Source organism: Corynebacterium sp. c25Ua_89 (assembly GCF_047459735.1).
Classification (GTDB): Bacteria; Actinomycetota; Actinomycetes; order Mycobacteriales; family Mycobacteriaceae; genus Corynebacterium; species Corynebacterium simulans.
This window is the reverse complement of sequence record NZ_JASBOD010000001.1, coordinates 306010-320901: the sequence shown is the minus strand read 5'-3', so window position 1 is coordinate 320901 and position 14892 is coordinate 306010. Positions and strand designations below refer to the sequence as shown.

Genomic DNA, 14892 nt, shown 5'->3' with positions numbered 1-14892 from the left:
CTAGACCCCATGAAATTTACCCATCTCAATTCTTCCGGCTCCGCCTACATGGTGGATGTGACAGAAAAGCAGCCCACCGTCCGCTCCGCTACCGCGCAAGGCGAGGTCGCGTGTTCTCCTGATGTTCTTTCTGCGCTTCGCGACGGCACGGTTCCCAAGGGCGACGTGCTAGCGGTCGCGCGCATCGCCGGCATCTCGGCGGCCAAGAAGGTCCCGGAACTGCTTCCCCTCGCCCACACCATCGGCGTGCATGGTTGCTCGGTCGATCTGGAAATCCGAGACGACCACGTCTTCATCGAGGCAACGGTGCGAACCGCCGATCGCACCGGTGTGGAGATGGAGGCGCTTACCGCGGTCAACGTTGCGGCGCTGTCCATCATCGATATGGTAAAAGGCGTCGACCGCTCCGCATTTATCCGCCGCTGTGGGATCACCGCAAAGTCCGGTGGCCGTTCCGGCGACTGGAGCCGCGAGCTTCCTAAAACCTAAGCAATGCTGAACTACAAACCGCACGAGCTAGGAGTCATCATCCTGGCAGGCGGCCACGGCACCAGGATGGGCGGGCGCGATAAGGGTTCGGTGCGTGTGCGGGGCGAAAGGCTTGTCGACGTCGTGCGCAGGCAGCTTCCTTATGGCGCGCCGGTCTGCGTGGTTTCCCCGTTTCCGCTGGGCCTGCCGCAGGTATGCGAAAATCCGCTTTTTGGTGGGCCTGCAGCTGGCATCGCGGCAGGCTTAAAAAACCTGGAAGCACGTAGTTTAGCGCCACTTCGCTATATCGCAGTGCTATCTGTGGATGCGCCGGATTCGCCCCAAATGCTGCCAAAGTTGTTGGAAAAACTCGCCGCCTGCGAAGCGCAAAGCTCGATTCCCTCGGTAGCGGCGGCTTTAAGCGGCGATTTTATCCAGCCGCTGTGCGCGCTGTGGCGCTACGACGGCCTGCGCCAAGCGGTAGATTCCTTCGACTGCCTGCACAACAAATCAGCCCGCAGGCTGTTGCACACAGTCCCTCGCCTCATCGCGGTGCCGGGTACAGGCGCGGAAATGGACTACGATACCTTGGCTGAACTCGCCGAATGGGAGCGCCGCCGAGCGTAGTAAGTAACCGCGCTTATCAGTTACTCTTCGCATCCCGGAAGATATCCCCGAGCAAAGGGAGAACGACACCCAAGGTGTCAGCAACTGCGCCGCAGGAGGACGCGGAATTGATAATCAGCGAGCCACAGCCGCGGTCAGTCATGCCAATGACCCCGCGGGAAAGGCCAGTCTTGTGCGAACTCTCCAGACCTTTGAGCAGCACCTGGGTTTCCAGCCCGTGAAGGCGGGCAGCGATGAACTCTTCGGTTACTTCAGGTGTGTAGTTGGTGGGACCGACGCCAGTACCTCCGATGACCACAATGACGTCGACGCCAACCTGTACTTGCTCGCGCAGCGCTTCGGCCACGCGGGCGTAGCCTTCCGCAACGACATCGTGGCTCGTCACTTCGAGCCCCTGAGCCAACAAAAGCTCCTTGGCCAAAGTGCCTGCAGAATCAGGCTTTGCGCCGCTCAAAACGCGGTCAGCGGTGACGATTATGGCAGCGGTGGCAGGTTTCATTTGGGCGTCCTTTACCTCGGTTTAATAGTGTGACATTTTTAACAGAAGCGAGTCATAAGCAGCGGTTTCCCACCCCTTGATGGGTTAACCAGCGAAAGGTCGGTATGTGAAATGTTTTCGCAACACTAATGTTTCCTAATTAAACTCGGAGAACTCCGTAGAAAATGTCTCCTTTTAAGGTAATTGAAACTAAATTGGACAGGGACAGTTTCTACGAAAATACTGAGGAAAAATGACTGCACTTGATACGTCGGGCAAGACCATCCAAGGATGGAACCCCGAAGAAAAAGACCACTGGGATTCCAAAGTTGCGTGGCGAACCTTGTGGGTTTCCACCTTCGTGCTGATCATCGGTTTTGCAACGTGGTACCTCGTTTCCGCAATTGCACCGATGCTCAACCAGATCGGCTTCGATCTCAGCAAGAGCCAGCTGTACTGGCTAACCTCTATTGCAGGCCTCGCATGCGGCTTATTCCGCCTGCTGTTTATGTTCCTGCCGCCTATCATCGGCACCCGCAAGCTGGTGTTCGTTTCCTCCCTGCTGTTCATCATCCCGATGCTCGGCTGGTTTTTCGCCGTGCAGGACACCTCCACCCCGTACTGGTGGCTTTTAACCTTGGCTTTCCTCTCCGGTATCGGCGGCGGCGTCTTTTCTGGCTTTATGCCTTCCACCGGCTACTTTTTCCCTAAGCGCATGTCCGGCACCGCCCTCGGCCTGCAGGCTGGCTTGGGCAACTTCGGTATTTCCTTCATTCAACTGGTTGCACCGTGGCTGATGGGCTTTACCCTCCTGGGAATCGGCTTCGTGGCACCGCAGCGCACAGATGATGGCGCAATCTTCGTGCACAACCCGGCCATCTTCTTGGTTCCATGGGCAATAGTTGGTGCTGTTCTCGCATGGATGCTGCTCAAGGACGTTCCAGTCAAGGCAAACTTCCGCCAGCAGATCGATATCTTCGGCAACAAGAACACGTGGATCTTGACCGTTGTCTACTTGATGACCTTCGGCGCTTTCTCCGGCTTCGCGGCTCAAATGGCGCTTCTTATCAACCAGACCTTCGGCGCCGATTCCCAGTTTGCTGGCCAGTTCGATGACCTGCCGCGCGGTGCTGCCTATGCCTTCCTCGGCCCGCTGATCGGCGCGCTGGTCCGCGCGCTGTGGGGCCCGCTGTGCGATAAGTTCGGCGGCGCTATCTGGACCTTCGTCGGTTGCGTAGGCATGACGGTGTTTACTGCCCTTTCTGCGCTTTTCTTAAACCCCTCCGACCCGAGCGAGTTCAAGGGCTTTTTGACCTGCATGCTCATCATGTTCTTCTTCACCGGCCTAGCCAATGCCGGCACCTTCAAGCAGATGCCAATGATTTTGCCGAAGCGTCAGGCAGGCGGCGTCATCGGTTGGACTGGTGCCATCGGCGCATTCGGCCCGTTCGTCGTAGGCGTGTTGCTTTCCATGATGCCGGCCGCCACGTTCTTCTGGGGCTGCGTTGTGTATTTCGCAATCACCTCTGTCCTCGTGTGGATCTACTACGCTCGTCCACGCGCACCTTTCCCCGGCTAAACCACGCCTTTCCAAAGGAGTAACCCACCCCCATGACTGAAAATAAATCCGGCCCCAGCTCCCTTTTCAAGCTCGGCGCCTATCTGCGCAAAGGCGAAGCCAGCGACTCTGGCCAACAGCTGTTTTTGAAGGGCGGCAGACAGGCAGATGTCTTCTACCGCAACCGCTGGGCCTTCGACAAAATGGTTCGCTCCACACACGGCGTCAACTGCACGGGTTCTTGCTCGTGGAAGGTCTACGTCAAAGATGGCGTCATCACCTGGGAATCCCAGGCCGTGGACTATCCCACCACCGGCAATGACATGCCGGAATACGAGCCGCGCGGATGCCCTCGTGGTGCTTCTTTCTCCTGGTACACCTACTCGCCTACCCGCGTGCGCTATCCCTATGCGCGCGGCGTTCTGGTGGACATGTTCCGTGAGGAAAAAGCTAAAAACGGCGGCGACTCTGTCCTCGCATGGCGTGCCATCCAGGAAGATCCTGAAAAGCGCAAGGCTTATATCTCCCAGCGTGGCAAGGGCGGCCTGATTCGTATCAGCTATGAAGAGGCGATCGACATCGCTGCTGCGGCGCACGTTTACACCATTCGCAAGTACGGTCCGGACCGCATCTTCGGCTTTACAGTTATTCCTGCCATGTCGCAGGTCTCCTATGGCGCCGGCACCCGCTTCCTGCAGAGCATCGGCGGCGTCGCTCTGTCCTTCTATGACTGGTACGCCGACCTGCCGCCGGCATCCCCCCAGACCTTCGGCGATCAGACTGACGTACCGGAATCCGGTGACTGGTACAACTCTTCCTATCTCATGATGTGGGGCTCCAACATCCCGGTAACCCGTACCCCGGATGCACACTTCATGGTGGAGTCACGCTACAAAGGGACCAAGGTCGTCGTGGTTTCGCCGGACTTCGCCGACAACACGAAGTTCGCCGACGAGTGGGCCCGCATCGAACCCGGCTCGGATGCCGCTTTGGCCTTTGCCATGGGGCATGTCATCTTGAAGAAGTTCCACGTTGAGCGCCAAGAACCGTACTTCTTGAACTACATGCGCAAGTACACGGACTCGCCTTTCTTGGTCACCTTGGACGAGCGCGAGGACGGCACCTATACCCCAGGCAAGTTCCTCACGGCTTCCCAGGTCTCCGATGCGGAGCTGAATTCCTCGCCAAACGCCACCCACCGTGGCCTCGTCATGGAAGAAGACGGCAAGGTAGTCGATCCGGGCGGCACCGTCGCTGACCGCTGGGACAACAACTCGGCGAAGTGGAACCTCTCCCTCGACAACGCCGATCCTGTCATGTCCATCGCAGAGACCGATTCCTTCGAGACCGCCGAGGTACTCTTCCCGCGCTTCGACCTGGATGCGGACCCAGCCGACATCGGCACCGAGAAGCCTGTCGGCACGGGCATCGTGCACCGCGGTGTGCCGGTTCGTCGCGTCGACGGCAAGCTCGTGACCACGGTCTTCGACGTCATGCTCGCACACTACGGCGTCAACCGCGAAGAACTTAACTTGCCAGGTTCCTGGCCGAAGGACTTCTACGATGCCTCCGAAGTGGGCACGCCAGCCTGGCAGGAAGGCCTCACCGGCGTGCCTGCCGATACCGCCATCCGCATCGGCCGTGAGTTTGCGCAGAACGCGGCAGATTCCAAGGGACGCTCCCAGATCATCATGGGTGCCGGCGTCAACCACTACTTCCACGCAGATACCATCTACCGCACCTTCTTGGCGCTGACCTCGATGTGCGGCACCCAGGGTGTCAACGGTGGCGGCTGGGCTCACTACGTGGGCCAGGAGAAGCTGCGCCCTGTCAACGGGTGGACCCAGTGGGCCATGGCCACCGACTGGCAGCGTCCTCCGCGCCACATGATTTCGACAGGCTTCTACTACTTCGCCACCGAGCAATACCGCTACGACAACTCCCGCGCCTCCCATCTGGGATCGCCCCTGGCCAACCACGGTGCCATCGGTGACAAGATGGTCTCCGACACCATGGCTGAGGCTATGCGTCGCGGCTGGATGCCGGCTTACCCGCAGTTCAACCGCAACAACCTATTGCTTGCGGCAGAGGCAAAGGAAAAAGGCGTCGACATCAATGACTACGTTGTAAGCCAACTCAAAGATGGCGACCTCGAGTTCTCCTACGACAACCCTTCGGCAGAAGAAAACTGGCCGCGCATTCTTTTGAACTGGCGTACCAACCTGCTGGGCTCTTCTGCAAAGGGCACCGAGTTCTTCTTGCGTCACTTGCTCGGAATCGACTCCGATGCCACGGCCGAAGAGCTCGCTGCCGAGGATCGTCCACGCACCATCAAGTGGGTTGATGAAGCTCCTGAGGGCAAGCTCGACCTCATGATGACCACAGACTTCCGCAATACGTCGACGACCTTGGTCTCTGACATCGTGCTGCCGGCAGCTACCTGGTACGAAAAGCACGATATGTCCTCGACGGATATGCACCCATACCTGCACTCCTTCAACGCGGCCATCAACCCGCCGTGGGAGGCGCGCACCGACTTCGAGGTCTTCCGCGACCTCGCGGCTTCGCTTTCTGCCAAGTCCGCAAAGTGGCTCGGCGTGCAAACTGACATCGTCACGCAACCGAGCCACCACGACTCCCCCGATGAGTTGGGCATGCCAAACGGCATTGTGCCCGACGTCGAAAAGCTCGGCTTGGTGCCAGGGGTTACCATGCCGAAGCTGCATGTGGTGGAGCGTGACTACACCAAGATCTATGAGAAGTGGACCCACTTGGGCCCGCTGCCGGCCAAGGCCGGGACTGCGGTGCATGGCACCAAGTTCAACGTGGAAAAGCAGGTCAAAGAGCTTGAGCTCATCTGTGGAACCTCGAAGACCTCGATGGGTGAGCTCATTGACTTGAGCAAAGACACAAAGGTCATCGACGCCATCTTGCACCTATCCGGTGTATCCAACGGCGAGCTGGCAAAACAAGGCTTCGAGTATCTGTCTTCGCGCACCGGCCGTGACATGACACCGCTTGCGGCCTCCGATGAGGACGTGCGCATCAGCTGGGATTCCATCAAGGAACGCCCGACCGAGGTCATCACCTCGCCGGAATGGACGGCTGACAAGCGCAATAAGCGCCGCTACACGGCGTTTAGCATCAACGTCGAGTTCGACAAGCCATGGCACACGCTGACCGGCCGGATGCACTACTACATCGACCACGATTGGTTCATGGACTACGGCGAGGCGCTGCCTATCTTCCGCCCACCGCTTGATCATCTGCATATGCACGGCGAATTCGCGCCGGGCCAGACCTTGCAGAATGAGCGCGGCGAGGTCGAGGTCACCCTGCGTTATCTCACCACCCACAACAAGTGGTCGATTCACTCGCAGTACTTCGACAACCTGCACGTGCTGTCTATTTCCCGCGGCGGCCAGGTCGTCTGGATGTCCGACAAGGACGCCGCAAAGATCGGCGTGAAGGACAACGAGTGGGTTGAGGTCTACAACCGCAACGGCATCGTTTCCGCCCGCGCCATCGTCTCCCACCGCATCCCGGAGGGCACAATGATCTGCAACCACGCCCAGGAACGCACCGTTGGTACCCCAATCAACGAGTTCACCGGCCGCCGCGGCGGCACGCACAACTCGCTGACCCGTATCTCTATCAAGCCGGTCCACATTGCCGGCGGCTACGGCCAGCTGACCTATCACTTCAATTACATCGGCCCAACCGGCAACAACCGCGACGAAGTCACCCGCGTGCGCCGTCGCTCCCAGGAGGTTTCTTACTAATGAAAGTCATGGCCCAAATCTCCATGATCATGAACCTGGACAAGTGCATCGGCTGCCACACCTGTTCGGTCACGTGTAAGCAGGCATGGACCAACCGCGAAGGCACCGAGTACATCTGGTTCAATAACGTCGAAACCCGTCCCGGCGTGGGCTACCCGCGCACCTGGGAGGACCAGGAAAAGTGGAAAGGCGGCTGGGAGCTTACTGGCTCTGGCAAGCTCAAGCCCAAAGCCGGTGGACGCTTGAAGAAGCTGGCTACCCTGTTCCATAACCCGAACCTGCCGACCATCCAGGACTACTACGAGCCGTGGAGCTACCAGTACGAGGATCTGATGGGTGCCAAGGCTGGTCAGAAGACCCAGCCCACCGCAAAGCCGGTCTCTCAAATCGATGGCCGCGAAATTAACAAGATTGAGTGGTCTTCCAACTGGGATGACAACCTGGGTGGTTCTGTTGAAACCATGGACCAGGACCCTACCCTGCACCAGATGAATCTGCAGGTAAAGAAGGAGATCGAGGACTCCTTCATGTTCTACCTGCCACGCATCTGCGAGCACTGCATGAACCCCACCTGCGTGTCTTCGTGCCCGTCCGGTGCGATGTACAAGCGCGCTGAAGACGGCATCGTGCTTGTGGATCAGGACCAGTGCCGCGGCTGGCGCATGTGTGTCTCGGGCTGCCCTTATAAGAAGGTTTACTTCAACCACAAGACCGGCAAGGCCGAGAAATGTACGCTCTGCTACCCGCGCCTTGAGGTAGGCCAGCCCACGGTTTGCTCTGAAACCTGCGTGGGTCGCCTGCGCTACTTGGGCGTCATCTTCTACGATGCCGATCGCGTGGCCGAGGCCGCCGCGACGCCGAATGAGCAGGACCTCTTTGAAGCGCAGAAGTCCATCATGCTGGACCCACACGACCCTGCTGTCGTAGCTGCCGCACAGAAAGAGGGCATCCCGCACTCCTGGATCGATGCCGCGCAGAACTCGCCAATCTACGACCTCATCTTCAAGTACAACGTCGCGCTTCCGCTGCACCCGGAGTACCGCACGCTGCCGATGGTCTGGTACATCCCGCCGCTTTCGCCCATCGTGGACCAGGTAAGCGCCACCGGCAATGACGGTGAGGATCACAAGATCCTCTTCTCCGCGCTGTCTAACATGCGTATTCCGCTGGAGTACCTCGCAGGTCTTTTCACCGCAGGCGATACCGTGCCAGTGGAAAAGTCGCTGCGCCGCCTAGTCGCTATGCGTTCCTACATGCGCGATATCAACTTGGGCAACGAGCCACAGGAGGAGATTGCACAGGCCGTCGGCATGACCGGAGAGGACATGGTGGCTATGTACCGCCTGCTTTCCATCGCCAAGTACGACGACCGCTACGTCATCCCGACTGCCTCCCCGGAGACCCCGCGTGGCATCGCTTCGCTGGATCCTTTCGGCGACGTCGACCCGGCACGCGCTTCCGAGGACGTCTTCCACGACTTGGGCATGGGCGCGCCGGAGGCCTGCACGCACGGCGCGGCAGCAGGTTCCGGCACGGTTTCCCTGCTGTCGTGGACTGGTGACCGCCCCGATTCGATGTTCCCAAACCGGGACTAGGGGGTAAGGCTGAAAGATGAATATCTTTGAAAAGCTTGCCGCCCGTGCGGCTCAACCTCCGCAAGATGACGCCGTGGCAGGATACGGCACCGTCAGCGGTGTGCCTGCCGGCATCGGCTCTTTGGGCGGAGCTGCCGATGTCAAGCGCACGGCACGTACACACACCGGCCAGGTCCCCACTGACTTCGTGACACCGGTGGCGGTCGATGAGACCCAGCGACGCATCGTCGCCATGGCGGCCAGCGTCTTGCTGCGCTACCCGGAGGAGGATTTCCTCTCCCATTTGGACGTGGTCCAGGACCAGCTCGACCAGCTACCAATGGCGCTGGCAACGGACTTCATGGGCTTTATCGACGCCGCCCGTACCGCGGGGCTGCGCGCACTGCAGGAGCACTACGTTGAGACCTTCGATCAGCGCCGCCGCTGCTCGCTGTTTTTGTCCTACTACGCCGTCGGCGATACCCGGCAGCGCGGAATGGCCATCTTGTCTTTCTCCCAGCAGCTTGAGTCATTTGGTTTCCAGCTGGCAGAAAATGAATTGCCGGATCACCTCTGCGTGGTTCTGGAAGCGCTAGGACTCGCCGAGGGCGAAGACCATGCGCGCGCCGTTGAGATGCTGGCGAGCTATCGCGAGGGCATCGAGGTGCTGCGCGCTGCGCTTTCACAACAGGATTCGCCTTATGTGCGCCTTATCGTCGCCGTGTGCAAGGCGCTGCCGGAGGTAGATGCCGAAACCGCGCAGAAATACGTCGATCTCATTCGTACCGGCCCTCCAGCTGAAATGGTGGGCATTGCCGATCTTCCTTTCCCCACTGCCCAACCTGATCTCGTTTAAGGAGCACTCATGGATTATTTCAACAACTTTTTCTGGGGTGCCTTCCCGTGGCTGGCCATCGCCGCATTTTTCGTCGGCATCTTCTGGCGCTGGCGCACCGACCAATTCGGTTGGACCACCCACTCTTCCCAGATCTATGAATCGAAGCTGCTGCGCCTTTCCTCCCCACTGTTCCACTGGGGCATGGTCTTCGTGGTCATCGGCCACCTAATGGGCCTGGCTTTCCCAAAGTCGTGGACGCGTGCAGTAGGCATCAGCGACCACGCTTATCACCTGTTAGCGACGATCCCCGGCTCCATCGCGGCAGTCGCCGTGGTTCTTGGCTTCCTGGGTCTGCTCTACCGACGCATCATTAATCGCTCAGTGTTCCTGTCCACCTCGAGCTCGGACAAGGTCATGTACTTCTTCCTAGCGCTAGCGCTGCTGTCCGGCACCATCGCGACGTTTAGCACCCAGGTCTTCGGCGGGCCACATGGCTATGACTACCGCGAGACCATCTCGCCGTGGCTGCGCCAGCTGCTGATCTTCAACATCCACCCGGAGTGGATGGCTGATGTTCCCTGGCAGTTCAAGGTCCACGTTTTGTGTGGTTTTACCATCATCGCGGTCTGGCCTTTTACTCGCCTGGTCCACGCCTTCTCGGCGCCGGTTGGCTACGTCACCCGTCCGTACGTGGTCTACCGTTCCCGCGACCAGCGCGCCACGGATATGCGCTCACACACTGCGTGGGAGCCGGTGCGTTCCCACCGCGCGCAGCTCGACGCCAACGAGACTCCTGCCCACGGAGCTTAAGCACTAGATCGATTAAAGGAGCGAGGAGGATTTCTTCCTCGCTCCTTTTGTCTAAGCTTACTCCGTGACCACAATCTGTCCGTGCTGGCCCTTTTCAGCCGAGGTCATGATGTGATTGACAAAGCTATAGGTGCCGGGTTCATTGAAGGTCATCTCCACGAATCCACCCTGCGCGGGTAAGAGATCCACGGCCTGAGAGCCGGCATCATCCAGGTCCTTGATGAGGAAGTCGCCTTCCTTGTAGACGGTGTCGAATTGCTCGCCCACCACGTGGAAAGACAACGGCTGGTCTGGGCCCACGTTGAGCAGCCAGATGCGTACCTTATCGCCCACCTTGGCATGCAGCGGCTCAAGGTCGTACTGATTCGGATAGTAATTAAACGCCATCAGGTCGTACTCGCCGTTTGAGACGCGGTCGGCGTCGGCGCCATTTTCGTCGCCCAGGAAGATTTCGTCGGCAATCATTGCGTACTCCGCATCGGCGTCGCCAAGCTCTGGCGGATCGATGACCACCGCGCCGGCCATGCCGTTGGCAATGTGCAGGCTCATCGGCGCCGTGGAGCAGTGATACATCCAGATGCCGGAGCGATGCGCGGTGAACTCATAAGTCAGGGACTCGCCCGGCGCGATGGTCTTCATGTTCTCATCCGGGTTGACCTCGCCGGCGTGGAAGTCCACGGAGTGGCCCATGCTTCCCTCGTTCTTGATGGTGATCTTGAACTTATCGCCCACCTTGCCGCGCAGGGCTGGCCCTGGGGCTTGGCCGTTGAATAGCCACCGCGTTTGTTTTACACCTGGCGCTACCTCGACCTCTTCCTCGGTCATGGTCCAGGTTTCCTCGTGGGTGGTTCCTTCGGCCTTGGCCAAGCGGGCATCGAAAGCCTTGAAGTCGTCGCGCTTCTGGGTGCGCTCCGCCGCACTCGGTACGTCGGGGTGGCTCGCAGAGTGATGGTGCTCGTGCATGGCATCGCCTGCTGTGCCTGCAGCTCCCGCGGCGTCGTCAGTCGTGTTGATCTGGAGCACCATACCCTGTGCTTTGTGCCCGGCGATAGTGCAATAGCCCTGGGTGGATTCGTTGATAATGCCCGCATCGAGCTCAACGGTCTTGCCTGGCTCCACACGGCCGGTCTCGTTGTCACCAATCTTTAGGTCGTGGACCTGGTCGCCGTCGTTGGTGAAGTTGACCACAAGGTGGGCGCCCTGTGGCACGTCAATCGAAGCCGGGACGAAGGCCATGCCGGAGACTGAGACGTCGACAACGGTCGCTTCCACGCCCGCGCTTTCCGACGCCCTTTGCGCCTTGCCCGTGCTATTAAACACCGCGAGCGCGATAACCGCAGCAAGGGCAATGCCGATGAGCAACCAGGAGGCCCAATTGTTTTGAACCGGCGGCTTCGGAGATTGATTCGAAGAAACGCTGAGCATTTAGTTCTCCAGTCTTTTCTGCTTGTAAACGGCCACTACGATGGCCAAGACGTTGGTGATAAGGCCAAGCCCCATCATGATAAGCCCGGCAACATCCGCGCCGAGTAAGCACAACACTGCGCCCAAGTTGATAAGCACCAAACGCGCATAACCGCCGCGGTCAGCGACTTTTCGCCCTAGTGTGACTTTCGCCAGACCGCCGCCCAACAGGGTGGGCAGGAGGTGATGCAGCACGCCGGTGACCAATTGCAACAGGCCAGCGCCGACGAAGGCGGGCATGAGCAACAACGTCACCGCGCGCGGGTAGACGCCGATGACGGCGCACACCGCGTCCGCAGCGCACAAGCTGAGCATCCACAGCAGGCCCGCCTGCACGGAGACGGCAGCAGTGGTCTGCTGCGGGTTTCCCGCCACCACCGTGGCCAGGATGGGCTGAATGATGAGAATCGAGGCGAGCACGACGAGCAACTGGGCCATGCCCGCTGCCCGTGTAAGCCCCACCGCGTAAAGCCCCACCGCGAGGGCGAGGCCTACGCAGTGCACCGTAAGTACCCGGGAACAGCGGGCGCGCGCTGCCGGGGCGATCTTGGTGCCCGACAGCGTGGGCAGCAGCGTGACCACAGTTCCGAGGATGGTCAGCCAGGCAAAGCCCCACACCATTCCGCGGGAGTGCGCGGCGACCAGCAGTGAGTAGTTGCCCACACCGTTACCCGCCAAAATGACCATCACGACTGAGGCCACCAAGAACACGGCGGCCGTAATGTAGAAAGGTACTGTCACGGCAAAAGAACCCGCAAGCGAGCCTTTGAGCGCGCGGTAGATGTCCCACGCGTGCCAGAAGAAGGTGACGATGATGAGAAGCGAGGCGGCGTCGGAAAGCGGGCCCCAATCATAGCCCGCACGATCGACGAGCAGGAGGACCAAGCCCACCTGAATTAGCGCCACGCGCCAGGCCACCGACTTGTAGCCACGGGCCTGCATGCGGGTCAGTGCCTCAGTAAAGTGCGTGGAATACACGATGATCGCCGTGGTCATCGCGCCAATCGTGAACGGGTGAATGAGTTCCCACCACACCACTTTGGCACCGAGATTTCCTGCCACGTTGATGGCAACGCCCACCACCACCCAGAAGCCAATGACGCTCGCTGCAATCGTGTGCCAACGTCCGCGGGCGGCTAAAGATACGTCAGCGATGTGCACGTCGTGCCTCCCGGATGGTCAAAACAAAGCCACTTAAAACGAACAGCAGCACCGCCACCACGTTAGTCATACCGCCTACCTGATACACCCCGGTGTGAACAACGATATCCGCGCCGACGCGCACCACGAGGCCCGCGTGCAGTAGCACCACTGGCACATAGAGAACGGGGTTATAGGGCAGCTTCTTTCGAATGACAGACGTCAAGATGATCGGTGCGTGCGCAAAGATCATGGACATGACAAAGCCCAAGAAAACAGTGTGCACCGAAGCGTCGTAACTAAAGCCGCTGACCTGCCCCATACCGAGCCACGCCAGTCCAGCTAGCGCCAGCCAGAAGTAACCGGCCAGCATGCAGGCTGCGGAATATTGGGGCAGTCCCTTAGCGCGCACGAGGTTCTTGGCCACGTCCACGCGCACAGTGGTCAAGGAGATGGCAAGCAAAAGCGCACCCATCAGGCGGTAGCCCACTGCGGGCACGAGGATGTAGATAACTCCCGCGGCTGCCAGGGCGAGGACCAAAGCAGTGATGAGGTTTTCCGCGCGAGTGCCGGCCATGGTCACGCGGGCGAGCTCCATACGTTCGCCGATGATGGTGGCGACGACGTAGAGGACGCACAGCGGCATGGCCGTAGCAAAGGAGGGAGTCATCGCCCACAGTAAGGAAGCGGCGACTCCCCCAATCACGCCGGCAGCCTGGACGAGGACAGCGAGGGTGGGCTGGCGGCGATGGACCTCCAGATAGATAAAGCCCAGGACGAGGAAGCTCAGTGCAAAGCACACCGCGGGTACGGGTCGCGTTACCCCGACGAGGAGCGTTAGCACTGCCAGCACGTGAAAGGCCGGGCCCGCCCAGGCCCACGTCTTCTTCACTGCGACGGCACGCTCCAAGCCGATGGCGCCGCCCACGAAACCGAACACCATCAGCGGGCCATGGGCGTTGGTCACTGCGCTGGCTGGGGCAACGCCCAGCAGTGAGGCACCGGCGAAAAGACCGACGAGCAACGCCGCGCCGGCGAATGCCAGGAACACGAAACGATGCGCTATATTTTTCACAAGTTTTATCGTACTAATATTGGGGCTAAGGTGAAACTCGAAACACTTTCGAGCACCTCCAACGAAAGGAACATCATGCAACTGCCTATCTCTGATGCGCACAAGGGCAACGACATCCCTACCCTGAACGCCTCTGAAATTCCGCACGCAGTCCGCCACGGCGCCATCCACGGCGCGCTCGGCACCCTCAACGTTGGCGAGTCGATGATCCTCATCGCGCCACACAACCCGGTGCCACTGCTCAAGGAGATCGAGGCACGCGACGAGTCCTTCGACCTTGCCTACCTCAAGGAAGAACCACAGGATTTCCACATCAAGTTCACCCGCACCGCCTAGTGCTGGCGTAAGTTAGATGGCTATGAAGAAGCTCCTTGCCCCGCTCATTGCATCGACACTTGCGGCTCTGTCGCTGAGCGCCTGCGCCAGCGACCCCGCGGAACTCAACGTTTTTGCTGCGTCCTCGACGCGTGTGCTGAACGATGCCCTCACGGCCACCACCCCAGTGCTTATCAACAACGGCGGATCGGCATCCCTCGTCGATCAGATTCACCAAGGAGCACCGGCAGACCTCCTCATCACGGCCTCAGAAAAGACCATGGACAAAGCCGTGGACAACGGCGATGTGGACAAGCCCCGCCTGCTGGCCACCAACACCATGGTCATGGTGGTCCCGCCTGGTAACCCGGCAGGGATTTCCTCGGTCCGGGACTTGCGCGAGGAGGACTACTTCGTGCGCTGCGATCCATCCGTGCCCTGCGGCGACATCGCGGACAAGATCATGGAGGACCTCCACCTCACCATCACTCCCGATTCGGAAGAAGGCCAGGTAGCTGACGTCGTGGGCAAGGTCGCCAGCGGCGAAGCCGACGCCGGCTTTGTCTACTCCACGGACGCCGCGGCCAACCCAGACCTCGAGGTCATCCCCATCGAGGGCGCAGAGAAGTTCCGCAACAAGATTATGGGCGCGGTGGTCACGCACACCGAGCGACGCGACGCTGCCGAGCAATTACTGGATACGCTCTCTGACGACTTTGATGAAACCTGGACGCAGTACGGCTTCCAACCCGCCGACTAAACT

The 14892-nt window shown here is 59.8% G+C and carries 13 protein-coding genes; 9 read left to right on the top strand and 4 right to left on the bottom strand.

All coding sequences use genetic code 11. The features are described from left to right. Positions 1-9 precede the first annotated feature (9 nt). Entirely contained in the window at positions 10-489 is a 480-nt protein-coding gene (moaC, locus tag QKB66_RS01505) for a cyclic pyranopterin monophosphate synthase MoaC (RefSeq protein ID WP_248090644.1), read from the top strand. A gap of 3 nt (positions 490-492) precedes the next feature. Further along, positions 493-1095 (top strand): molybdenum cofactor guanylyltransferase, encoded by a 603-nt coding sequence (locus QKB66_RS01500; protein ID WP_248090647.1) that lies wholly within the window; start codon positions 493-495, stop codon positions 1093-1095. Positions 1096-1111: 16 nt separating this feature from the next. Here the strand turns inward: QKB66_RS01500 and QKB66_RS01495 are convergent, their stop codons facing one another. Further along, a complete protein-coding gene (locus QKB66_RS01495) occupies positions 1112-1594 on the bottom strand; it encodes a molybdopterin-binding protein (RefSeq protein WP_248090650.1) in 483 nt (160 codons plus the stop codon). 232 nt (positions 1595-1826) lie between these two features. On the opposite strand from QKB66_RS01495, the gene QKB66_RS01490 reads away from it, so the two are divergent. From QKB66_RS01490 to narI, 5 genes are read left to right on the top strand one after another with little or no spacing between them, the layout of a single operon-like run. Then, positions 1827-3152, top strand: coding sequence for a nitrate/nitrite transporter (locus tag QKB66_RS01490; protein WP_062035330.1), 1326 nt, complete (start codon positions 1827-1829; stop codon positions 3150-3152). 32 nt (positions 3153-3184) lie between these two features. Further along, positions 3185-6913, top strand: a complete 3729-nt coding sequence (locus QKB66_RS01485; protein WP_248090652.1) for a nitrate reductase subunit alpha — start codon at positions 3185-3187, stop codon at positions 6911-6913. After that, positions 6913-8508, top strand: coding sequence for a nitrate reductase subunit beta (gene narH / locus QKB66_RS01480; RefSeq protein WP_062041156.1), 1596 nt, complete (start codon positions 6913-6915; stop codon positions 8506-8508). Before QKB66_RS01485 ends, narH begins: the two co-directional genes overlap by 1 nt. 16 nt (positions 8509-8524) lie before the next feature. Beyond that, positions 8525-9343, top strand: a complete 819-nt coding sequence (narJ, locus tag QKB66_RS01475) for a nitrate reductase molybdenum cofactor assembly chaperone (protein ID WP_248090655.1) — start codon at positions 8525-8527, stop codon at positions 9341-9343. 9 nt (positions 9344-9352) lie between these two features. Continuing rightward, positions 9353-10135 (top strand): respiratory nitrate reductase subunit gamma, encoded by a 783-nt coding sequence (gene narI, locus QKB66_RS01470; RefSeq protein ID WP_062041159.1) that lies wholly within the window; start codon positions 9353-9355, stop codon positions 10133-10135. 57 nt (positions 10136-10192) lie between these two features. On the opposite strand, the gene QKB66_RS01465 is transcribed toward narI, so the two are convergent. The 3 genes from QKB66_RS01465 to QKB66_RS01455 are packed head-to-tail and all read right to left on the bottom strand — an operon-like array spanning position 10193 to position 13814. Further along, positions 10193-11560 (bottom strand): multicopper oxidase domain-containing protein, encoded by a 1368-nt coding sequence (locus tag QKB66_RS01465; RefSeq protein ID WP_414252529.1) that lies wholly within the window; start codon positions 11558-11560, stop codon positions 10193-10195. Beyond that, the gene (locus QKB66_RS01460; RefSeq protein ID WP_414252528.1) at positions 11561-12760 is read right to left on the bottom strand and encodes a beta-carotene 15,15'-monooxygenase; all 1200 of its coding nucleotides are present in this window, start codon (positions 12758-12760) and stop codon (positions 11561-11563) included. Next, positions 12747-13814: a hypothetical protein gene (locus QKB66_RS01455; RefSeq protein ID WP_235591286.1), complete on the bottom strand. Its 1068-nt coding sequence runs from the start codon at positions 13812-13814 to the stop codon at positions 12747-12749. Before QKB66_RS01455 ends, QKB66_RS01460 begins: the two co-directional genes overlap by 14 nt. Positions 13815-13889: 75 nt before the next feature. On the opposite strand from QKB66_RS01455, the gene QKB66_RS01450 reads away from it, so the two are divergent. Continuing rightward, entirely contained in the window at positions 13890-14150 is a 261-nt protein-coding gene (locus QKB66_RS01450) for a DUF2249 domain-containing protein (protein WP_110333295.1), read from the top strand. Positions 14151-14172: 22 nt separating this feature from the next. Then, entirely contained in the window at positions 14173-14889 is a 717-nt protein-coding gene (modA, locus tag QKB66_RS01445) for a molybdate ABC transporter substrate-binding protein (protein WP_062035347.1), read from the top strand. Positions 14890-14892: the final 3 nt, after the last annotated feature.

Excerpts from the sequence above, each read along its gene's own strand:
- moaC (WP_248090644.1), top strand. The coding sequence starts at position 10 with ATGAAATTTACCCATCTCAATTCTTCCGGCTCCGCCTACATGGTGGAT.
- QKB66_RS01500 (WP_248090647.1), top strand. The coding sequence starts at position 493 with ATGCTGAACTACAAACCGCACGAGCTAGGAGTCATCATCCTGGCAGGC.
- QKB66_RS01495 (WP_248090650.1), bottom strand. The coding sequence starts at position 1,594 with ATGAAACCTGCCACCGCTGCCATAATCGTCACCGCTGACCGCGTTTTG.
- QKB66_RS01490 (WP_062035330.1), top strand. The coding sequence starts at position 1,827 with ATGACTGCACTTGATACGTCGGGCAAGACCATCCAAGGATGGAACCCC.
- QKB66_RS01485 (WP_248090652.1), top strand. The coding sequence starts at position 3,185 with ATGACTGAAAATAAATCCGGCCCCAGCTCCCTTTTCAAGCTCGGCGCC.
- narH (WP_062041156.1), top strand. The coding sequence starts at position 6,913 with ATGAAAGTCATGGCCCAAATCTCCATGATCATGAACCTGGACAAGTGC.
- narJ (WP_248090655.1), top strand. The coding sequence starts at position 8,525 with ATGAATATCTTTGAAAAGCTTGCCGCCCGTGCGGCTCAACCTCCGCAA.
- narI (WP_062041159.1), top strand. The coding sequence starts at position 9,353 with ATGGATTATTTCAACAACTTTTTCTGGGGTGCCTTCCCGTGGCTGGCC.
- QKB66_RS01465 (WP_414252529.1), bottom strand. The coding sequence starts at position 11,560 with ATGCTCAGCGTTTCTTCGAATCAATCTCCGAAGCCGCCGGTTCAAAAC.
- QKB66_RS01450 (WP_110333295.1), top strand. The coding sequence starts at position 13,890 with ATGCAACTGCCTATCTCTGATGCGCACAAGGGCAACGACATCCCTACC.
- modA (WP_062035347.1), top strand. The coding sequence starts at position 14,173 with ATGAAGAAGCTCCTTGCCCCGCTCATTGCATCGACACTTGCGGCTCTG.